The organism is Streptomyces sp. NPDC025793 (assembly GCF_055558375.1).
In genome coordinates this window covers 388,618-408,856 of record NZ_JBVHMR010000002.1, presented here as the reverse complement: position 1 = coordinate 408,856, position 20,239 = coordinate 388,618, and the positions used below count along the sequence as shown (strand labels likewise).

The 20,239-nt window shown below is 72.8% G+C and carries 20 protein-coding genes and 1 pseudogene; 13 read left to right on the top strand and 8 right to left on the bottom strand.

Going from position 1 to position 20,239, the window contains the following annotated elements; translation table 11 throughout:
- Positions 1–26: 26 nt before the first annotated feature.
- From ACZ4MF_RS05680 to ACZ4MF_RS05670, 3 genes are all read right to left on the bottom strand, one after another.
- Positions 27–599 (bottom strand): Chromate resistance protein ChrB, encoded by a 573-nt coding sequence (locus ACZ4MF_RS05680; RefSeq protein WP_467490097.1) that lies wholly within the window; start codon positions 597–599, stop codon positions 27–29.
- 133 nt (positions 600–732) lie between these two features.
- Entirely contained in the window at positions 733–1,653 is a 921-nt protein-coding gene (locus tag ACZ4MF_RS05675) for an undecaprenyl-diphosphate phosphatase (protein WP_467490095.1), read from the bottom strand.
- Positions 1,654–1,917: 264 nt separating this feature from the next.
- Positions 1,918–2,505 (bottom strand): hypothetical protein, encoded by a 588-nt coding sequence (locus tag ACZ4MF_RS05670; RefSeq protein WP_467490093.1) that lies wholly within the window; start codon positions 2,503–2,505, stop codon positions 1,918–1,920.
- A gap of 445 nt (positions 2,506–2,950) precedes the next feature.
- On the opposite strand from ACZ4MF_RS05670, the gene ACZ4MF_RS05665 reads away from it, so the two are divergent.
- From ACZ4MF_RS05665 to ACZ4MF_RS05640, 6 genes are all read left to right on the top strand, one after another.
- On the top strand, positions 2,951–3,229 hold the full coding sequence (locus ACZ4MF_RS05665) for an SHOCT domain-containing protein (protein ID WP_467490091.1): 279 nt from the start codon (positions 2,951–2,953) through the stop codon (positions 3,227–3,229).
- Positions 3,226–3,837 carry a sulfocyanin-like copper-binding protein gene (locus ACZ4MF_RS05660; RefSeq protein ID WP_467490089.1) on the top strand — a complete coding sequence of 204 codons (612 nt, stop codon included), beginning with the start codon at positions 3,226–3,228 and terminating at the stop codon, positions 3,835–3,837. Before ACZ4MF_RS05665 ends, ACZ4MF_RS05660 begins: the two co-directional genes overlap by 4 nt.
- A gap of 148 nt (positions 3,838–3,985) precedes the next feature.
- Positions 3,986–4,384: a BlaI/MecI/CopY family transcriptional regulator gene (locus ACZ4MF_RS05655; RefSeq protein WP_467490087.1), complete on the top strand. Its 399-nt coding sequence runs from the start codon at positions 3,986–3,988 to the stop codon at positions 4,382–4,384.
- Between the two features lie 717 nt (positions 4,385–5,101).
- Positions 5,102–5,239, top strand: coding sequence for a hypothetical protein (locus ACZ4MF_RS05650; RefSeq protein ID WP_467490085.1), 138 nt, complete (start codon positions 5,102–5,104; stop codon positions 5,237–5,239).
- Positions 5,240–5,270: 31 nt separating this feature from the next.
- Positions 5,271–6,212: a M56 family metallopeptidase gene (locus tag ACZ4MF_RS05645; RefSeq protein WP_467490083.1), complete on the top strand. Its 942-nt coding sequence runs from the start codon at positions 5,271–5,273 to the stop codon at positions 6,210–6,212.
- 146 nt (positions 6,213–6,358) lie between these two features.
- Positions 6,359–7,282, top strand: a complete 924-nt coding sequence (locus ACZ4MF_RS05640; RefSeq protein ID WP_467490081.1) for an amidohydrolase family protein — start codon at positions 6,359–6,361, stop codon at positions 7,280–7,282.
- Positions 7,283–7,316: 34 nt separating this feature from the next.
- On the opposite strand, the gene ACZ4MF_RS05635 is transcribed toward ACZ4MF_RS05640, so the two are convergent.
- The gene (locus tag ACZ4MF_RS05635; protein WP_467490079.1) at positions 7,317–8,126 is read right to left on the bottom strand and encodes a TrmB family transcriptional regulator; all 810 of its coding nucleotides are present in this window, start codon (positions 8,124–8,126) and stop codon (positions 7,317–7,319) included.
- A gap of 274 nt (positions 8,127–8,400) precedes the next feature.
- On the opposite strand from ACZ4MF_RS05635, the gene ACZ4MF_RS05630 reads away from it, so the two are divergent.
- Positions 8,401–9,660, top strand: a complete 1,260-nt coding sequence (locus tag ACZ4MF_RS05630) for a S53 family peptidase (RefSeq protein ID WP_467490077.1) — start codon at positions 8,401–8,403, stop codon at positions 9,658–9,660.
- A gap of 186 nt (positions 9,661–9,846) precedes the next feature.
- On the opposite strand, the gene ACZ4MF_RS05625 is transcribed toward ACZ4MF_RS05630, so the two are convergent.
- Positions 9,847–10,926 carry a sugar ABC transporter substrate-binding protein gene (locus ACZ4MF_RS05625; protein ID WP_467490075.1) on the bottom strand — a complete coding sequence of 360 codons (1,080 nt, stop codon included), beginning with the start codon at positions 10,924–10,926 and terminating at the stop codon, positions 9,847–9,849.
- Between the two features lie 142 nt (positions 10,927–11,068).
- Entirely contained in the window at positions 11,069–11,767 is a 699-nt protein-coding gene (locus ACZ4MF_RS05620; protein WP_467490073.1) for a peroxiredoxin-like family protein, read from the bottom strand.
- Positions 11,768–11,899: 132 nt separating this feature from the next.
- Between ACZ4MF_RS05620 and ACZ4MF_RS05615 the strand changes: the two genes are divergently transcribed.
- Both ACZ4MF_RS05615 and ACZ4MF_RS05610 read left to right on the top strand, forming a co-directional pair.
- Complete coding sequence (locus tag ACZ4MF_RS05615; RefSeq protein WP_467490071.1) at positions 11,900–12,496, top strand: TetR/AcrR family transcriptional regulator; 597 nt, start codon at positions 11,900–11,902, stop codon at positions 12,494–12,496.
- Positions 12,497–12,558: 62 nt separating this feature from the next.
- Positions 12,559–13,806: a glycosyltransferase gene (locus ACZ4MF_RS05610; protein ID WP_467490069.1), complete on the top strand. Its 1,248-nt coding sequence runs from the start codon at positions 12,559–12,561 to the stop codon at positions 13,804–13,806.
- 54 nt (positions 13,807–13,860) lie between these two features.
- Here the strand turns inward: ACZ4MF_RS05610 and ACZ4MF_RS05605 are convergent, their stop codons facing one another.
- Positions 13,861–15,189, bottom strand: coding sequence for a C1 family peptidase (locus tag ACZ4MF_RS05605; protein WP_467490067.1), 1,329 nt, complete (start codon positions 15,187–15,189; stop codon positions 13,861–13,863).
- Positions 15,190–15,478: 289 nt separating this feature from the next.
- Here ACZ4MF_RS05605 and ACZ4MF_RS05600 point away from each other — a divergent pair.
- Both ACZ4MF_RS05600 and ACZ4MF_RS05595 read left to right on the top strand, forming a co-directional pair.
- Positions 15,479–16,300, top strand: a pseudogene (locus tag ACZ4MF_RS05600) (molybdopterin dinucleotide binding domain-containing protein); the annotation flags it as partial.
- Between the two features lie 100 nt (positions 16,301–16,400).
- A complete protein-coding gene (locus ACZ4MF_RS05595) occupies positions 16,401–17,483 on the top strand; it encodes an LAETG motif-containing sortase-dependent surface protein (protein ID WP_467490065.1) in 1,083 nt (360 codons plus the stop codon).
- A gap of 66 nt (positions 17,484–17,549) precedes the next feature.
- Here the strand turns inward: ACZ4MF_RS05595 and ACZ4MF_RS05590 are convergent, their stop codons facing one another.
- Complete coding sequence (locus ACZ4MF_RS05590; protein ID WP_467490063.1) at positions 17,550–18,329, bottom strand: VOC family protein; 780 nt, start codon at positions 18,327–18,329, stop codon at positions 17,550–17,552.
- A gap of 292 nt (positions 18,330–18,621) precedes the next feature.
- Between ACZ4MF_RS05590 and ACZ4MF_RS05585 the strand changes: the two genes are divergently transcribed.
- Complete coding sequence (locus tag ACZ4MF_RS05585; protein WP_467490061.1) at positions 18,622–19,542, top strand: SCO2400 family protein; 921 nt, start codon at positions 18,622–18,624, stop codon at positions 19,540–19,542.
- A 63-nt stretch (positions 19,543–19,605) separates the two neighbouring features.
- Entirely contained in the window at positions 19,606–20,112 is a 507-nt protein-coding gene (locus ACZ4MF_RS05580; RefSeq protein ID WP_467490059.1) for a hypothetical protein, read from the top strand.
- Positions 20,113–20,239: the final 127 nt, after the last annotated feature.

Sequence of the window (20,239 nt, the reverse complement as noted above, 5' to 3'; positions counted from 1 at the left end):
GGCCGTCCGCGCCGTCGGCGTCGTGCTCACTGTTCTGTTTCCGTCCGCGGGGCCTGGTGCAGGGCGGCGAAGACGCGCTCGGCGTAGTCCTCGCAGACGGCCACGCACCGCCCCAGCCGCTCGCCGGCCTCGGCCGCCTCGGGAGTCCCGAACACGTCGCGTGCCGTCAGGTCCCGGTGCCGGCGCCGAAGCCGCTCCAGCGACTGCTGCTCCTCCTCCAGTTCGGCCAGCGTGAACTTGGCGACGCGGATCTCCTTGGCGATCTCCGCCTCGAACGTGCCGCAGTCGGCGAGGAACTCCGCCCAGTCCGCCGAGCGTGCGGCGTCGAACATTCCCTGGAGGAGGGTGGCGTCCTGGGCGCCGCGCCCGGAGGCGGCCAACGTCACGACCTGGCCCTCGGCCTGCTCGGTGAGTACGACCGCCCGCGCGATGCCGTCGGCGAAGACCGGCACGTCCGGCACGGCCCAGATCCCCTGGCCGAGCGAGAGCGCCCCGATCCTGCGCAGCTCCCGCCAGACGCCGACGCGGTGCCGCGACGGCTGGGCGGGGAGTTTGATCAGGAGGACGAGCCAGCGGCTCACCGTCTCGACGTTCGACACGCCACCGAATGTAGCAGCGGTTACATCCGGTGGCGTACGAATGAGTGATGCGGCCGTCATCCGCCGGTCCGGGCGGAGGTGCGTTCAGCGGCTCGGCCGGCGCCGGGCAGGAAGAAGCCGGAGCAGGCCCGCCTCAGGCCAGCGTGAAGTACGCGAGGCTGCCCAGACCGGCCAGTGTGCAGTAGACGGCGAACGGGATGAGGGTGCGGTTCTCGAAGTAGCGGACCAGGAAACGGGTGGCGAGGTAGGCCGCGACGAAGGCGGCCACGCTGCCCGCCAGCAGCGGACCGCGCAGGCCGTCGCCCTGCGCCCCGAGCAGCGGCGGCAGCTTGAGCAGCGCGGCGCCGCCGATGACGGGGGTGGCGAGGAGGAACGCGAAGCGGGCGGAGTCCTCGTGGTCCATGCCCTTGAAGATGCCCGCGCTGATGGTGGAGCCGGAGCGGCTGATGCCGGGCAGCAGGGCGAGGATCTGGGCGGCGCCGATCGTCACGGCCTGCCGGATCGTCAGCCGGGTGATCCGCAGGTCCGACTGCTCGTCCGCCGACAGGTGCTCCTCGCCCGGAGCCACGGTGGCCCCGGCCCGCCGGTGGCCGGTCCCGCCGCGCCGCAACTGCTCGGTGACGAAGAGGACGATGCCGTTGAGCGCCAGGAAGAGCGCGGTGGGGACGGGCTTGCCGAGCGTCGAGCGGAACACCTTGTCGAGCGCGATGCCGGCGATGCCCACCGGGATGCAGGCCGCGATGATCAGCCAGGCGAGCTTCTGCTCCACGGTCTCGATACGGCGCTGGGTGACCGACGTGAACAGACCGCGGACGATCCGCACCCAGTCCCGCCAGAAGTAGACGACGAGCGCGAGCGCGGTGGCCAGGTGGAGGCCGACCAGCTCGTTGAGGTAGAGGGACCCGTCGGCGGAGACGTCCAGGTCATGCTTCCAGTGCCCGCCGAGCAGCGCGGGTATCAGGATGCTGTGCCCCAGGCTGGAGACGGGGAACAGCTCGGTGACCCCTTGCAGCAGGCCGACGCCCACGGCTTCGGGATAGGTCAGAACGGACATGGAGGGCCTTCGACTCGGAATGCGGGAAAGTGAGGCTTCGGGCGACGCTCGCGGCGGCTCCGACCCGTCCGGAAACTACTACATCTTGTAAAACTTGATGGCCGGGGCGAGGGGGTGTTCATCTCGGCGTCCCGCAAGGTTCACCTTCCCCGGCCGGGCACGCGTCGACGGCGGGTGACCTTCTCGTACCGCCCGACCGGGAGGGGCGCACACCCGGGCGTCGGCACTCTCCTGGCCGCGCCGCGGAAGTCCCGGTCGGCCGGCTCAGCCGGTCGGCTTCTCGCGCGCCTCGTCCGAGACGAAGTCCGCGATCCCGATCGGCATGACGGACGGCAGCGCCGGCTCGACACCCAGATCCGGCGGGATCGCGGCGTCGAAGGCGGCGGCGTGGAGAAGCGAGGGGCTCATCCGGCGCGCTCCGGATCGGGCGTGGGCTGGGCAGGCATGCCGTAAGGGCTCGGGGTCCTGGCCCGCTCCGCGGTCGACACCGTCGCCGGTGCACAGCTCGGGTTCCGGACCGGCCGGCGGGCGGGCCGCGCCGCACTCGCCGGAGTGCGCAACCGCCGCCTTCGCGCGGGGCCGGACCGGGCGAAAGTGCTGCGCACCGTCCTCAGTCCTGAGTACGACCATGCCCCGGACAACGCCGGAGACATCGCAGACGTCGTCGTCGGTCAGGGGCGATGCCGACCAGGAGACCGGGACCAGCCGTCCGTCACCGCGCAGGCACCTGTCGTCGTCCCCGCGCGCCGTACGCCCCTCGGCCAGGGCCCGCAGCAGCGGACAGCGCTCTCGGGGGATCCGGGCGCCTCCCGGGTCCCGATGGCACAGGTCGTGCAGGTCCTGCCCGGGCATCGTCGCCGCCGCGCGCCCCAGCAGCTGCGCCGCGGCCGGTTGACCGCGACGATCCGCCCGGCCGGGTCGATCACGGCGACGGCCGTACCCAGCGACTCGACGACCCGCTGCCACAGATCCGGCTTCGCCGCCGACGGCAGCCGTTCGTGCTCTCCGCCGGGCTTCGAGCCGTCCATCACGCCGCCGCCCTTCCTGCACGGACCACACCGCCGCCGGGCCCGGTCCCCGGTCATGGAGGCGTCGGTGCCCCGATGGTCCCCGGCGAGTACCCGCCCGCACGGCCGACACGACCGCGCATGCGCGACACCGCTGTCCGTGGCAGTGTGATCCGTACCGGGCGTTGGGTCCTTCGGCCCCATGCCCGGGAACGGTGGCCCGGATCGGCCGAGGTCTCGCTGATCCATCCTGGTGGCGCCGGGTCGGTCGGCCGAGGGAAGTGATCGGCATGATGTGGTACGACGGCGGATGGGGCTGGGGCGGCTGGATCGTCATGACGGTGTTCATGGTCCTGTTCTGGGCGGTCCTGATCGTCGGGTTCGTCGCACTCGTGCGCTACCTCGCCGGTACGCGTCACCATCAGCAGCCCGGCTCGCCTCCACCTTCCGGATGGGGAGGAGGGCAGGACCGAGGAGCCGAGAACCTGCTCGCCGAGCGGTTCGCACGCGGGGAGATCGACGAGGACGAGTACAAACGCCGGCTCGCGGTGCTTCGGGAGCACCGATGACTCCGCATCGCCGCCGAAACGTGTGGACGGCGCTCGCCATCGCCGCCGCGGCCTTGGTCCTGGGCATCGCCACGACGGGCCTGATGGCCGCGTCCGGCGCCTTCCACAGAGCGGGGCCGGCCTCCTGGAGAGCGCAGAGCTCACGATGCAGCGCACCGGCCGCGAAAGGCAGTGCGGTCGACGTGACCGTATGGGACACGGGACGCATGATGCGGGGCCCGAACGGGCCCGCGCCGAACAACGGCCACCCCGGTTGGTACGGCATGGGCATGATGCGCCTGGCGGCCCGCCCCATGACCGTTCCGGCGGGCAGGGTGACCGTGCGGGTGGTCAATGCGGGAGCCCTCACGCACGAGGTGATCGTGTTGCCGCTGCCGGCGGGCCGCGCTGCCGGAGAACGTGCCATCGGCTCCGACGGCCGGGTCTCGGAAGCGGGCAGTCTCGGCGAGTCGTCCCGCACCTGTGGCGCGGGTGCCGGAGAGGGCATCGCCTCAGGTGCGGCGGCCTGGACCACGGTGACGCTGCGACCGGGCCGCTATGAGCTGCTGTGCAACGTCCCGGGCCACTACGCGGCCGGGATGTACGCGGAACTGGACGTCACCCGCTGAGGGTTCGGCCGCCGTCTCCACCGGGCGCGGGCCTGTCGCTGTACCGGGGAGGGGTACCGCGTCTTCCCTTGACTGTTTTTCTACATCTCGTAGTAGCTTGAACGGGGCGAAGACGCGGCTTGCTGGAGCAGGCAGAGGGAGGTGCTGGATGACCGGCGGTGCTGACGGCCGGAAGGAGTCCCGGCGCCGTGCGCGGGGAGAGCTGGAGGGGCAGGTGCTGGCGGCCCTGTGGACGGCCGGCGGGCCGGCGACGGCTGTCGTGGTGCACGAGAACCTGGGCGACGACGACACGGCCCACACCACCGTCCTCACCATCCTGACGCGGCTGTGCGACAAGGGGCTGGTGACCCGGCGGCGTGAGGGGCGCAGTTACGTGTACACGCCCGTGGACGACCGGCCGGGGATGGCCGCGGCCGGAATGCACTCGCTGCTCGACGACGGTGGAGACCGCGCGGTGGTACTGGCCCGGTTCGTGTCGGATCTGTCGGCGGAGGACGAGCGGCTGCTGGAGCAGTTGCTGCACGGTGACGGCCCCCTGCGGGGGTGAGGCGTGTTCTGGCCCGTGCCGATGTAACTGCCGCTGCTGGTGAGCGCGGCGCCGGCGCTGGTGGCGCCCTGGGCGGGGCGCCGGATGCCGCCCAGGCAGGGACGTGGGCGATGGCGTGCGCGGCCTTCGTGGCGGCCGGTCCGTGGGCGACCGAGCCGGCGATCCTGGCGTTCACCGCGATAGGGCAGGTGCCGCTCGTGACGGCGCAGGGGCCGTGGCCGGTGAGCGTGCTCGCGGCGGAGGACCCGGTGAACCCGAAGGTCGCCGCGGTGCGCCGGAGTGGTGCCGGTCGTGGTGGTCAGTGTGACGGTGGCGTCCTGGCGGCGGGGGCGAGCGCTGGTCGACGCCTGGCGGGAGTGCCGGCACATCGCGGGGGGGGGCTCGCGTGGTCGACGATCCCGTCCCTGCGGCCTTCGCCGTGCTCGGCGGGCCGGGGCGCGTGGTGGTCTCCTCCGGGATACCGCGGCTCCTGGACGCCTGCATCTGACTGCCACGATCGATCCGTTGCCGCGACCGTCGGAGCGGGCCGGGGCGTTCGCGGTGGAGCGGTGGGCGGACGAGGAGGCGGGGGCCGAGGTGGCGGACCGGCGCTTCCGGCTTCGGCGCGTCCTGGGATGTAGCAGGCGTTACACGCCGTGCGGGCGCATGGCACACTCGGACGACGGCGGCACGGACGCGGCCGTGGAAGCGGAAGCCGAACGGGAGGACGGTGGAGCCATGAGTGCCCCTGCACGCGGACGCGGCTCCCGGCGGGCCGGCCCGGTGCGCGAGGCCGTCCTCACCCGCGTACCGTCCGTCCCCCGCGCCGAGTCGCCGCGCCGGCTGCCCGGCCCCGACCAGCACCCCGGCCGGTAGGACCGGCGGGAACCGGAAGAGGCCGCCCGGAATGCACGTCGCCGTCTATGTGCCGCTGCTGCTCTCGCTCGTCGCCCCGCTCGGCGCACGCCCGCTGGCCGAACGCTGCGAGCCCCGCCTCGCCACCTGGCTGCTCACGGCCTCGGCCCTCGTCCTCGGCACGGCGAGCACGATCTCCCTGGGCCTGCTGGCCGTGACCGGTCTGATCCGTGTCCCGCGCCTCGCGGCCCTGGGCCACTGGTCGGCCGCCACCGCCCGGCACGACGACCCCGCCGCGCTGCCCGTCGCGCTGCTCGCCGGACTGCTGCTGGGCGGCGCCGTGCTCATGGCGGCCCGAATGCTGTGGCGACGGACCCGCTCACTGGCCTCCGCCGCGTGGGACGCCGCCTGCATGCCCGCGCGCGAAGGTCTGGTCGTCCTCCCCGACGACGCCCCGGACGCCTTCGCCCTGCCCGGACTGCCCGGCCGGATCGTCGTCTCCACCGGCATGCTGCGCACCCTGGACGAGACCGAACACGACATCCTGCTCGCCCACGAACGCGCCCATCTGACCGCCCACCACTACGCGTTCGTCGCCCTCGCCCAGTTCGGCGCCGCCGCCAACCCGGTCCTGCGCCCCCTCGCGACGGCCGTCACCTACACGATCGAACGCTGGGCCGACGAGAGCGCGGCCGCCCAGGCGGGCGACCGCAGGCGGGTCGCCCGTACGGTCGGCAAGGCGGCCCTCGCCGCCCGCCGTACCCCGGCCCCCGCCCGCGCCGCCGGTACGGCCCTCGGCATCCTCGGCCGCCGCGGCCCGCTCGCCTCCGCGGGCCCGGTCCCCCGCCGCGTCGCCGCCCTCCTGGCCCCGCCACCGGGACGCCACCCGGCCCTCACCACCGCCACCGCGGCCGTACTGACCGCCACGGCACTCACCACCGCCGAGGCCGCCCACGACCTCCACCTCCTGCTCCGCACAGTCGGCGCCTGGTAAGGACCCATAACCCGGAGGCCGGCCACGGCTCCGCCCCAGCAGCCCGGCCCAGCCCGGACCGGCGCGGACCGATCCGGCCGACCGAACGCACCCCGCCGCCCGAAAGGGCTGGACCCGCCCCGCCGCCGCGGCCGATCGTGAGCGGTATGGACGATCACCGCGACGCGCCCTCCACGCCCGCTGAAGCCACCGAAGCCACCGAAGCCGCCGAAGTCCGCCGTTTCTGGACCGGGCTCGGCCTTCCCGGGTTGGTCGACGTGCACACGCACTTCATGCCCGAGCGTGTCCTGCACAAGGTCTGGGACTACTTCGACACGAACGGCCCGCTGACCGGCGGGCTGGAGTGGCCTATCACCTACCGGACGCAGGAGGCCGAACGCGCCGGTCTGCTACGGGAGTTCGGCCTCCGGGCCTTCACCGCGATGCTCTACCCGCACAAGCCCGGCATGGCCCGGTGGCTGAACGACTGGGCGGCCGGCTTCGCCCGCCGCACCCCCGGCTGTCTGCACACCGCGACCCTCTACCCCGAGCCGGGTGTCGAGACGTACGTCCGCGAGGCCGTCGAGGCGGGCGCGCGCGTGTTCAAGGCACATGTGCAGGTGGGCGGTTACGACCCCGCCGACGAGCTGCTCCGGCCGGTCTGGGGGCTGCTGGCCGAGGCGCGGATCCCCGTGGTCGTCCACTGCGGCTCCGGACCCGCGCCCGGCAGGCACACCGGGCCCGAGCCGATCGCCCGGGTGCTGGCGCGGCATCCGGGACTGCGGCTGGTCGTCGCGCATCTGGGGATGCCCGAGTACGAGGAGTTCCTCGGCCTCGCCGAGCGGTACGACCACGTGCGGCTGGACACGACGATGGCGTTCACCGACTTCACCGAGGGATTCCTGCCGTTCCCCCGCCGCGCCCTGCCCCGGCTCTCCGCACTCGGCGACCGCGTCCTGCTCGGCACCGACTTCCCCAACCTCCCCTACCCCTACGTCCACCAGCTCCACGCCCTGGAACGCCTGGACCTGGGGCAGCAGTGGCTGCGGGCCGTGTGCCACGACAACGCGGCACGGCTCTTCCGACTCTGAATCCCCCCCTCCCTGAACGGCGGGGATTCCCGGCTCAGTCGGGGACGTCGCCAAAGGTGGCGTCCTTCCACACCGTGTCGAAGGCCAGGCGCAGACAGGTCGCGAGGGCGGGGTGCTCGATGAAGAGGGTGGTGGTGGAGCCGGCGGCCACCGGGTCGGGCATGTCGCACAGCACGAGGGAGGCGTCGGCGATGACGAGCTTCAGCGGCAGGTCGGGGGCGAAGCGGGCCTCCTCGCCGGCGGCGGCGAAGCGCCGTACGTGCTCCATGGTCTCGGGGTCGTCCCGGGCCTCGTCGAGGTAGAGGGCGCGCACGGTGCCGCCCGCCCGGTGGAGCCGGCGCACCACCGCGATGCCCTCCGTGTTCTCGGCGGGGGCCACGAACGGCGGTTTGCAGAAGGTGAGCAGCTCGTGCCGGGCCTGCCGCTGGATGTCGGCGAAGCGCTCGGCGATCGCCTTCGGGTCGCGCAGGATCTCGATGTAGTCCAGCGGGTCGGTGTGCTCCCGGCCCTGGGACCACAGCGGTTGCAGGACACCGGCCAGCCCCTGCGAGACCCGCTCCAGCCGGTCGACGGACTCCCGCTGCACGGCCATCAGCCGGGCGACGGCCAGTTCGGGCGTGACGGCGGAGTACGTGGCGACGCGGCCGGGATGGGCGGTGACCAACTGGCGTCGTACGAGCCCGTCCAGCACGTCGTACACGCGCTGGCGCGGCACGTCGGCCTCGCGGGCCGCCTCGGCGGCCGTGTAGGAACCACGCCTGATGAGCGCCAGGTAGACCCGTGCCTCGTACCGGGCCAGGCCCAGCGACATCAGGTCGTTGACCGTTGCATCTTCCAGCTCCATGGCTGCACAAGGTACCCGCCGCGGCCGAGGAGTTGAGGGCAAGGTTTTACCAACCGCCCCTGTTCTCTTCGGCAAATGTTCCATAACCTCGTCAACAGCCACCACTGACCGGGGTGGCACGACCGACAGCATGCCCGGAAGCGGGCTCCCCCACGGCACACCCCCAACGGAAAGCGCTTGTCATGCACTCGCCACCTCGCTGAGGCGGGTGCCACCGCAGCGCTTCCGCCCCGCCGTCGCGGAGCCCATCCATCCCCCCACGGAGGGCAGTTCATTGCATTCGCATCGCAGAAGGAACCCGATACGCCGCGGCATACCCGCCCTGCTGTCCGCAGCGGCCCTGATCACCGGCGGTTTCGTCGCCTCGCAGTCGGCGGCCTTCGCGACCACGACCACCTCTTCTTCCACGGCCTCCTCCGCCGCCACCACGGTGCACACCCACCGGCTCTGCTCGCAGCCGAGCAAGCCCGGCTACATGGCCTGTCAGGCGGAGGTCCGCACCGACCTGAAGACCCAGAAGTCCCTCGGCCGCCACGACACCCCCAAGGGCTTCGGCCCGGCCGACCTCCAGGCCGCCTACAACCTGCCCAAGGACGGCGGCAAGGGCGCGACCGTCGCGATCGTCGACGCCAACGACGACCCGAACGCCGAGAAGGACCTGGCGGCCTACCGCTCCCAGTACGGCCTGCCGGAGTGCAGCACCGGCAACGGCTGCTTCAAGAAGATCGACCAGGACGGCGGCTCCAACTACCCGACCCCCGACGCGGGTTGGGCGGGCGAGATCTCCCTCGACGTCGACATGGTCAGCGCCGCCTGCCCGCAGTGCCACATCCTGCTCGTCGAGGCCAAGTCCGCGAACATGGACGACCTCGGCGCGGCCGTGAACCAGGCCGTCAAGCAGGGCGCGAAGTACGTCTCCAACAGCTACGGCGGCGGCGAGGACGCCAGCGACACCAAGGCGGACGACCAGTACTTCAAGCACCCCGGTGTCGCCATCACCGTCAGCTCCGGCGACAGCGGCTACGGCGTCGAGTACCCGGCCGCCTCTCCGTACGTGACCGCCGTCGGCGGCACCTCGCTCAAGAAGGACAGCAGCACCCGCGGCTGGTCCGAGTCGGTGTGGGGCACCTCCGCCGGCGGTGACGGGGCGGGCTCGGGCTGCTCGCAGTACGGGGCCAAGCCGTCCTGGCAGAAGGACACCGGCTGCGCCAAGCGCAGCGTCGCCGACGTCGCCGCGGTCGCCGACCCGGCCACCGGCCTCGCCGTCTACGACACCTACCAGGCGAGCGGCTGGAACGTCTACGGCGGCACCAGCGCCTCCGCGCCGTTCATCGCCGGCGTCTACGCCCTCGCGGGCACCCCGGGCTCCGGTGACACCCCGGCGTCCTACCCCTACGCCCACCCGGACAAGCTGAACGACGTCACCAGCGGCGCCAACGGGTCCTGCTCGAACTACCTGTGCAAGGCGGGCACGGGCTACGACGGTCCGACCGGCCTCGGCACCCCGAACGGCGTCTCGGCCTTCACCAAGTGACACCCGAGAGCTGAGCATCGGCGAGAAGGGCCCGGCACGCCATGTGCCGGGCCCTTCCCCTGTGTCCGTCCCTCGGTGAACGAACCTGCGTCCCGCGTGAGTGCGGGCCCGCCCGATGCCCCTGCCGGCTGAGCGGCACGACATCGAGCGAGCAGGCCGGAATCTCCCTGTTCCAGGGAGAGCAGGTCAATTCAGCCCGATCGCAGCGCAGTCCGCCGCGTATGCCGGGGTGCAGATGTCCTTGACCGTGTAGACACCGTCCGCGATCACGGTCTCCTTGACGGTGTCCCGGGTGAGGGCGACCACCGGCACGAGCCGCGCGGGGATGCTCTTCTCCGTCGGGCTGTCGACCGTGTCCCGGGTCAGCGCGTCGAACTGGATGTCCTTGCCCTGGACCTTGTCCACCGCCAACTGCGCGGCGTCGGTGGCCTCGTCCAGGAACGACTTGTACACGGTCATGTACTGCTCGCCCGAGACGACCCGCTGCACCGCGTCCAGGTTCGCGTCCTGCCCGGTCACCGGCGGCACCCGTGTCGCGCCCGCCGCCTTCAGCGCGTCGATGACCGCGCCCGCCATGCCGTCGTTCGCCGAGTAGACGGCGGCGATGTTCGCCAGCCCCACCGACCGGATCGTCTTCTTCATGTTCGCCCCGGCCACCGCGGGCGACCACTTGTCGGTGTCGTACTGCCGGACGATGTCGACCTGGCCCTGCAGTTCGCCGAGCGCGCCCTTCTTGAGCAGGGCCGTGTTCGGGTCGGCCGGGTCGCCGTTCATCATGACGACCTTGCTGCTCGCCGCCTTCGGTCCGAGCGCCTTGACGATCGCGCGGGCCTGCACCTGGCCGACGAGTTCGTTGTCGTGGGAGACGTACGCGTCGACCGGCCCCTGGGCGAGCCGGTCGTACGCGATGACCGGTATCCCCGCGTCCTTGGCCTTCTGCACGTCCGGCGCGACGGCCCTGGCGTCCAGGGCGTCCACCAGGATGACGTCGACCTTGCGGGCCACCATCTGCCGGAACTGCCGGCTCTGCGTGGCCGTGCTGGCCTCGGCGTTGGCGTAGACGACCTTGCCCTTGCCGTTCGTGAGGGCGGCGACCTCCTTCGCGATGATGGGGTGGTCGAACTTCTCGAAGCGTGCCGTGTCCTTGTCGGGCAGGAGCAGCCCCACCGTGATGTCGTCGCCCTTCGCCGAGGACGTGGAGCTGTCGCTCCCGCCGCCGAGGGCGCCGCACGCGGTGAGGGCGAGCGCCGAGGCGGCGGCGGTCACGGCAACTGCGAGACGGCGTGGGGGAGTTCCGTGGGGGGTCGGAGCGTTCACTGCAGGTGCCTTCCGGAATCAGGGAGCATCTGGGAACCCAGGTGGCGGAAGCAAACGCGGAAACGGCGGGGAACGTCAAGACGTCAGGACATCACGATAGTTGAGCCGCGTCGCCGCTGACGCCGCCGGTGCCGCCGGCGAGGGCGTCGAGGGCGGTGAGGATGTCGGCGGGCTCGGCACGCCTGGTGTAGTCGGTGTCCACGAACGCCCAGCGCACGACGCCGTCGCGGTCGATGACGTACGTGGCGGGCAGCGGCAGGGTCCGGGCGTGGCCGCCGTTGACCCGCTGGAGGTCGAAGCCGAACGCGTCGTAGACGGCGGCCAGTTCGTCGGTCAGGTCGAAGGCGAGGCCGTAGCGCGCGGCGGTGTCCGAGCCGAGGTCGCTGAGCACGTCGAAGGCCAGCTCGTGCTTCTCGGTCAGGGTGAGGGACTCGTCGGGGATCTGCGGGGAGACGGCCACGAGGCGGGCGCCGCGCGCGGCGATGGCGTCGTGGTGCCGCTGGAGGGCGCGCAGGGCGAGGTTGCAGTACGGGCACCAGGCGCCGCGGTAGAAGGTCAGCACGACCGGGCCCGCGGCCAGCAGCTCGTCCAGGGCGACGGCCCTGCCGGTCGCGGAGGGCAGGGTGAAGCGGGGTGCGTCGGCGCCCGCGGACAGGGCGCGGTCGGCCTGCCCGGACGCCGCGAGCTCCTGGGCCGCGCGCCGCATGACCTCCCGGTGCTCGGCCGGGACCTCGGGGTAGCGGGACTCGAAGGAGGCGCGCAGGGCGCGCAGTTCGGCGTCGAGACTCATGGTGGGTGCCTTTCGTCCGGTGCCCGTCGCGGAAGATCTCGGAAGATATCGGAACGACCGTTCCAAGATTGCTTCAGCCTAGCGGGCGACGGGCGTATCTTGGAACCCTCGTTTCAGGATGATGAGGGAACCATGCCGGACATCAAGCACTTCGACCCGGACACGGCCCTGGACACGGTGGTACGGCTGTTCTGGCGCCAGGGCGTCGCCTCGACCGGGATCCAGGACGTCGTCTCCGCGACCGGCCTCAACCGCTCCAGCCTGTACGCGACCTTCGGCGGCAAGCAGGACCTCTACCTCGCCGCGCTGCGGCGCTACGTCGAGACCCACTCCGCGCCGGCGTTCCGGGGCCTCGCCGAGGACGGGCGGGGGCTGCCGGCCCTCGCCGCGTTCTTCGCCGGACTGATCGAGGTGCGCTGCTCGGGGCCGTACGCCCGGTGGGGCTGCATGGCCGTGAACGCGCACACCGGCGCCGAGAACGGCGACGCGGAGGTCCTCCGCGTCCTCGAAGACCACCACCGCCGGCTGCGGGACGCCCTGCGCACCGCCCTGCGCACCGCCCGGACCCTGGGACAGCTGTCCGCGGCCACCGATCTCGACACCGCCGCCGAGCTGCTGGCCGTGCTCGCCTACGGGGTCAACCTGCGCTCCCGCGCCGGCGCCGACCCCGCCGACCTGCGCCGGACGGTGTCCGCGGCACTGGCGCCGCTCGGCGGCGGGCCCGCCTGAGAGCCTGAAGCGCGAGGTCGCGGGCCGCTTACACCCGTGCCCTCGGCGGGCAGAATCGAGGTATGCGGGTTCTCGTCGTCACCGCCGGTTCGCGGGGGGACGTCGCGCCGTTCACGGGGCTGGGACGGCGGCTGCTCGCGGCCGGGCACGAGGTCACCCTGGCGGCCCACGCCCCGTTCACGGCGCTGGTCGAGGCGTGCGGTCTCGCCTGCTGGGCGCTGCCGGGAGATCCGCAGGAACTGATCCGCTCCCGGGACCGGACGGTCGCCCCGGCCGAGGCCCGGGCGGTGATGACGACGTTCCTGGACGACCTCGCCTCGGGCGTGGTGGACGCCGTGGCGGGCGGCGCCGATCTGCTGCTGACCGCCTTCGGCCCGTCGGCGTTCAGCCGGGCGGCGGGAGAGGCGTTCGGCGTCCCGGTGCTCGGCACGTATCTCGCCCCGGCCTTCGCCACCAGGGAGTTTCCCCTGCCCGGCGCCGCGGCGGCCGACGCCGACCTGGGGCCGGAGGCCAACCTCGCCGTCGGCTGGGCGGTGCTCCGGCGCGGGGACCTGCTCTTCGCGGACGCCGCGGCCCGGCTGCGCGACCGCCTCGGCCTGCCCGCCGGACGACCGCCGGCACCGGCCGGCCGTCCGTCGGCACCGCTCGCCCACCGGGGGCCGGTCCTGCACGGCTTCAGCCCGCTGGTGGTGCCGCGCCCCGCGGACTGGCCGTCCGGGGTCGGCGTGGCGGGCTACTGGTGGCCCGCCCGGCCGCGGGACTGGCGGCCGCCCGCCGAACTGGTCGACTTCCTCCAGGCCGGCCCGGCCCCGGTGTTCGTCGGCTTCGGCAGCATGGCGCCCGCGGAGGGCGAGCGGCTCGGCGCCCTGGTGGCCGCCGCGGCGCGGCGGGCCGGGGTGCGCGCGGTGGTGCAGGCGGAGTGGGCCGGGCCGAGCGGAGCGGGCGACGACGTCCTGGCCGTCGGCGACCTGCCCCACGACTGGCTGTTCCCCCGCACGGCCGCCGTGGTCCACCACGCCGGGGCGGGCACCACGGGAGCCGGGCTGCGGGCCGGAGTCCCCGCCGTACCGGTCCCGTTCATGGCGGACCAGCCGTTCTGGGCGGCCCGCCTGCACCGGCTGGGCGTCGCCCCCCGGCCGCTGCCGTTCCCCGACCTCACCCCCGAGAGCCTGGCCGCCGCGATCACGGCGGCCGCCGCCGAGCCGCTCCGCCACCGCGCGGCGGCCATCGCCCGCCTGATGGCGACGGAGGACGGCGCCGGCACGGTCCTGAACCGCATCGCCGAGGGCTTCGCCCCTGGACCTCCGTGACCGAAAGGCGCCCCCCGTTCCGCGAAAGGCGCCCCTCGGTCGGCCCGCGCGGTGTCAGTCGGCCAGGGCGCCCATCGGGTCCCAGGCGGGGAGGACGATCGGGGGCTCGTCCAGGGCTGCGGCCAGGTGCGGGGGCAGGGCGGAGCGGCGGGCCGCGATCTCGAAGACGTGCTCGTCGAACCACGAGTCGTTCATGGTCCAAAAGCCCCGGTCGGCCTTCTCCTCGCCCCAGCTGTTCTCCACCCGCCAGCGGCGCGGGCCGCCGTCCACCACGTCGACGCCGGTGAACAGCATCGCGTGGGTCATCTGCGTGTCGTGGTGCAGCAGCCGGTCGGCCTTGTCCATGGTGAACGGGGCGTCGTAGACCGCCGCGTAGTCGAAGAGGGCGGCGTCCCAGACGCCCGCGTCCGAGCGCATCATCTTGGCCACGTCGCAGCCGAACCACACCGGCTCGCCGCCGGTGATCGACTCCATGGCCAGCCGCTTCAGCAGCTCCATCCCGACGTTGAGATAGACCACCGGCGGGCCGTCCACGACATTGCCGAGGTGCTCGACGGTGAACGTACGGCCGACCGGGCTCGACGCGCGCGGGTCGTGCACCAGGCAGACGTACTCCTCCAGCGGGAGGTCCACGTAGGAGGCGGCGAACTCGGCGGGGGTGAGCCAGCCGTCGCGGTGGAACTCCTTGTCCTTGTCCTCCCACTGCCACAGGAACCGCTGCGGCGGCGTGCCGAGGTGGATGCCGAGCACGCGGTGGAAGGCGGCCAGCACGTCCCGCTTGAGCTCCCGCTGCGCCTCGGCCCCCTCGCCGGCCTGCCCGCGCAGATCACGGGCGCCCTGGCGGAGCAGGGTCTTCAGGGCCCGGTTCATCGCCCGGGTCGCCGAGGAGCTGTCGGTCTCCGGCATGGCCGACTTGGGCACCAGGCCGTGCTTGGCGATCAGCGCCACGAACATGTTCCACTGTCCGCCGTCGCTGATCGGGTCCTCCAGCAGATGCGCGACCGTACGGTCGTCGACCTCCCGGTCCGAGGTCTCGATGACCGCCTCCAGGAAGTGGTTCGCGCGCTCGAACTTGTCCCACCAGAGCAGGTAGTTCTGGGAGAACTCGAAGTCCTTCACGCCCAGCTTCCGCGCGGCGCCGACCCGCAGCAGATTGAGCCCGGCGAACATCCAGCAGCGGCCGCTCTGCTTCTGGTTGGTGGCTTTCCAGTCGTCCAGGTGGTGGGAGACGGAGTGGTCGATGCCGGTCAGGATCCGCCGGTCGAGGGCGACGTCGTCCACCGGCGTCTGGGTGACGGCGTTCTGCATCAGCCGGTTCACCGTCCGGGCGGCGAACTCCTTGTCGAAGGACTCAAGTTGATCCGGGGTCAGGCTGCGGTCCATGCTCCTCACCGTCGCACGGCCGTTCACCCGCAGTCAACGGAACGTCGACCACCGGACGACAACACGTGACGACCATGATCGACATGTGAGGTGTGTCACACTTCACGGAGGGAGAGGGAAAGGCAGGGAGAGAGGGAAAGGGGGGGAGCTGGGGGAAGGAAGAGGCGGTCATGGCGGAGCAGCCCCGGCAACCGGCCGACCCCGGTGGCGCCCACGTCTCGGGTCCCCGCACATCCAGCGTCGGCCTCCCCGGCATCACCGAGTCCGCGCGCTACACGCTCACGGAGCCGTGCACATCGCGACCAAACCGAACCGGTCCCACCTCTGCCACGGCACCGAGGCCCTGCTCCTGCCCCGCCTCGGCCGCACCGAGCGCGACCGGCAGGCGTCCGGCGAACAGTTCGTCACCGTAGAGGACACCATGGCGATGGTGCACGCCTCACACGGCCGGCTCCGGCCCGGCTCCCCGCACCTGCGCAGCGAGGTCGCCATCGTCGCCGGACTCGGCCTCGCGCTCTTCGGCGACGGCCTGGGCCGGCGGGCCATGCGCGACGACTACGCCGTGATCCGCCGTCACATCGAACACGTCGTCCCCGGCTTCCACGCCTTCGAGCAGCTCGTCCGGCAGCCCGGCGGCTTCATGCCGCCCCGCGCGCCCCGCGACTCCCGCACCTTCCCCACCGCCACCGGCAAGGCCCGCTTCACCGTCAACCCGCCGGCGGCGGCCGACGTCCCGCCCGGCCGTCTGCTGCTGACGACGGTGCGCTCGCACGACCAGTTCAACACCACGGTCTACGGCCTGGACGACCGCTACCGCGGCATCTCCGGCGGCCGCCGCGTCGTCTTCCTCAACCCCGACGACCTACGCCAACTGCGCCTGAACAACGGGGACTTGGTCGACCTGATCAGCGTCAATCCGGACGGCGAACGCCGCGCCCCCGGCTTCCGCGCCGTCCGCTACCCGACCCCGCCCGGCTGCGCCGCCGCCTACTACCCCGAGACCAACGTCCTGGTCGCCCTGGACGCCACGGCCATCGCGAGCAACACCCCGGCCTCGAAGTCGATCGTCGTCCGCGTCGAGCCCGCCGCACTCCGCGAGCCCGGAAAGTGACCCACGCCACATAAGGATCCCGTGAGGCCTTGGGCAACTCTTTACGGTCGGCGAAGGTCATCTCTGCGAACACATCGGTCACTCCTGCCCTGAGGTTCGCATGAAGCTTCGCCGTTCCCTCGCCCTCGCCGCCGCGACGGCCGCCCTCGCCCCGGCCGTCCTGCTCACGGCCCCGCTCGCCCACGCCGCCGACGGCGACACTCCGACGACGCCCACGGCCTCCGAGACGACTCCCACTCAGGACGAGTCCACGCCCGCCGCGGACGAGACCACCCCCGCCGCCGGCGACACGACGCCGGCGCCGACGGAGTCCAGACCCGCGGGCGAGGAGAGCAGCCCGGCGGCCGGCGCGTCGACCCCGGCCGCCGGCCAGTCCACCCCGGCGTCCTCCGCCTCGCCCCGGCCCACCGCCTCGCTGTCGGCCTCCGCGTCCGCCCCCGCCTCGGCCTCGCCCTCCCCGTCGGCCTCCGGCTTCCCGGGCCAGTGCGCCGACGGCGACGAGCCGAAGTACGACGACAACCTGCACACCAGCCTGAGCGGCCTGCCCTCGCGGATCGTCGCCGGAAGCGGCTTCCACGGTTTCAAGCTGAACGTGAAGAACACCGGCGACCACGCCTACCCGCGCGTCGACCTCGGGGTGTTCGCCGCCCAGACGAACGACACCGACTACTTCGTCGACACCAGCCACCTCACGCTCCAGTACCAGGACCCGTCCTCCCGCAAGTGGATCGGCATCTCCCTGGACGACAACGACGCGGGCGCCGGCTACCTCGGCTACACCGGTGTCAAGGCCAAGGAGTCGTTCTCCGTCAACCTGCGGGTGAGCGTCGACAGGACCGCCCCGGCCGGCCTCGGCTACGCCATCAGCATCGGCATGTACGCCGACGACCAGGGCAACTGCGTCTACTCCAACGACGACAGCTTCTACCAGTTCGACATCCTCAAGGCCGGCTCCGCGCCCGGCCACCCCGGTGACGCCAAGCCGCAGGGCGGCAAGAAGCCGCTGCCGAAGCAGCCCACCGGCAACACCCGGATCGAGCCGCAGGGCCACCTCGCCGAGACCGGCTCCAGCTCCGCGCTGCCGGTGCTCGCCCTCGCGGGCGGCGCCGCGGTCGCGCTCGGCGCGGGCGCCGTGTTCGTCGTACGCCGCCGCAGGAACGCGGGCCCGGACGCCACCGTCTGACCGGACGTACCGGAACCGGACGTACCGAACCAGGGCAGGCGGCGGCGCGGCTGCTCCGCTGCTGCGCTACTGCGCTGCCGCCTGGCGCGGGTTCGGCTTCAGGACGGCGAAGACCGCGCCCGCCGGATCCGTCAGCCAGGCCACACGGCCGACGTCGGGGATGTCCGACGGCGGCATCAGGACGGTGCCGCCGTTGCCCCGGACGGCGTCGGCGGTCGCGTCCGCGTCGGACACCGCGAAGTACGGCACCCAGCGCGCCTCCTGGCCCTCCTGGAGCGGGGCCACGCCGCCGAAGGCACCCTCCTGCTGGTCCCCGTCGGCGATGCTGAGCACGCGGTACGTCATGCCCGGCGCCGACATCTCCGCCGCACGCCAGCCGAAGAGCCGCCGGTAGAAGGCGAGGGCCGCCTCCGGGTCGGGGACGTGCAGTTCCACCCACACCAGCGTGTTGTCCTGCGACACGCGCTGCAGCCCCGTACCGGACTGGATCACGGCGAACTCGGCGCCCTGGGGGTCGGTGAGCTGCGCCATGGAGGCCTCGCCCATGGTGATGGGCTCGACGCGCACCGCACCGCCGCCCGCGGTCACGGCGTCGACCGTGGCCCGGATGCCGTCGGTCCGGAAGTACGTCACCCAGGCGGGTTCCGCGCTCTCCTCGGTGAGCCGGCCCGCGGCGGCCACCGTCGCGCCGTCCTGCTGGAAGAAGCCGTAACCGCCGGTGTCGGGGCCGGCGGAGGTGAAGTGCCAGCCGAAGACGGCGCCGTAGAAGGCTGCGGTCCGGTCGAGGTCGGGACTGCCGAGGTCGAGCCAGACGGGTGACCCGGTGCGGAAGTCTGTGCCGAGCATGCGTTTCCTCCTGCCGATCCGGTGCGGAGCCGCCCGCCACTATGCCCACCGTCACGGTGCGGGACGGCGCACCGACCGGGGCGGCCGACGGGTTTCACCCGGGTGCCGAGTGCCGGCGGCGGGCCGACCGTGACACATGCCATCGGCGAAGAATCTGCGCAGGAGTGGCACATGGGCTGCACACAGCGTTCCGAAAGGCTCGTTAGCGTGTGGGATCGCTCGATCCCCCGTACGAGCGTGACCAGGCCGTGGTCCCGGTGACCGACGGCGCAGTCAACCCAGGAAGACCGCAATGGACTACTGCTCCTCGTGCCGCCGGCACCTCAACGGTGCCCTGGTCTGTCCCGGGTGCGGCGCCTACGCCCCGGACATCGCCCCGCCCGGCACCGACGGGTACTCCGGCGCGAACGCCACCGGCGCCGCCTCTCCCCACATACCCTCCACCGCACCTGCACCTGCACCTGCACCGGCACCGGCACCGGCACCGGCACTCGACGACATCGCCTGGTACGACGGCGTGCCGGCCGCCGACCCGGCCGAGTACGGCGCCGAGGCCGCGGCAGGGGCGGCCGACGTCACGGACGCACCCCGGGCACCGCAGGGACGGGCGGCCCGGCGGCGGCAGCTGGCCCGCTGGAAGAAGAGCCAGCGCCGGGCCGTGGTGGCGACCGCCGTGGCACTCGTCGGGGGCGGTCTCGCCTTCTCCTCGATGGACCGCGGCTCCGGCGACCGCGCCCAGGCGGCCACCGCACCGGACAACCGCAGCATGGGCCTCGGCCAGGAACGACCCGCCTCGCCCACCCCGCCGGCGTCCTCGACACCGCCCCCGTCCACCCCACGCCACGCGGCACCCGCCACCTCCGGCGCGTCCACCGGGTCCACGGCCCGGACCCCGGCCGGGTACGGCTACGTACCCCAGCAGCAGACCCACACCTCCGCGCCCCACACGGCGCGATCGGCGACCCGCCCGGACAGCGTCCCCACGACGCCCCGCCCGACGGGCACGTCGGCCCAGAGCACCGGAACCTCCACCAACTCCTCGACAGGAACAGGGAGTTCACCGGTCACGACGCCGACCCCGGCCCCCGGCACGAGCACCGCCCCGAGCACCCCCTCGAACTCCTCGGGCTCCTCTTCCTCCTCTTCGTCTTCCTCCTCTTCTTCGTCCTCCGGCCAGCTCTGCCTGGTCGTGATCTGCCTGGGCGGATCCTGACCCCGCACCGGCCCTCCCGGTGATCGGCTACGCTGCGCGTCCGACGACCGGGGCAGAGAGAACATGCTGATCAAGCGCATAACCATCGCCGGTACGGCACTGCTGCTGGCCTCCCTCACCGCGTGCGGCGGCCACGCGGGCACCGGGCAGGCGGCCGGGAGCGGCGCCCCGCCGACCCCGGTGCCGGTCACGGGCCTGCGGGACACCGTCCGCCACGTCACGCGGCAGACCACCCGGGCCACCCGGCCCCACCTGGTCAGGTCCTGCACGACGAGGACCCACCGGGTCCGCCACTCCACCCGCTCCGGAACGGGCAGCAGGCGCCGCACCCGCACCTGGTACACCACCGATCGCTACCAGGACTGCCACACGGTGCGGCACGGCACCGAGGCCTACCGGCGCGAGATCCGCCCCGAGCGCTGGTGCGTCCGCCTCGACGACGTGAACGGCGACCGCAAGCGCGACGACGTCTGGTACCGGGTCGCCCACGTCGACTACGACACGGCCTCGACCGCCGCCGACCACACCCGCCTGCGCTTCGTCCCGCTGTCCCAGGAGAACCGCTGCTGACCGCGACGTAGCGCGCGGCGGCTCTGTGTGTCACTGCGGTGATCAGAGCTCCGGTTTGAACGCCGGAACCCGGGGATGAGTAAGACAGCGGATGTGCCGGAACGCCGGGTGCGGACAGCATGACCGA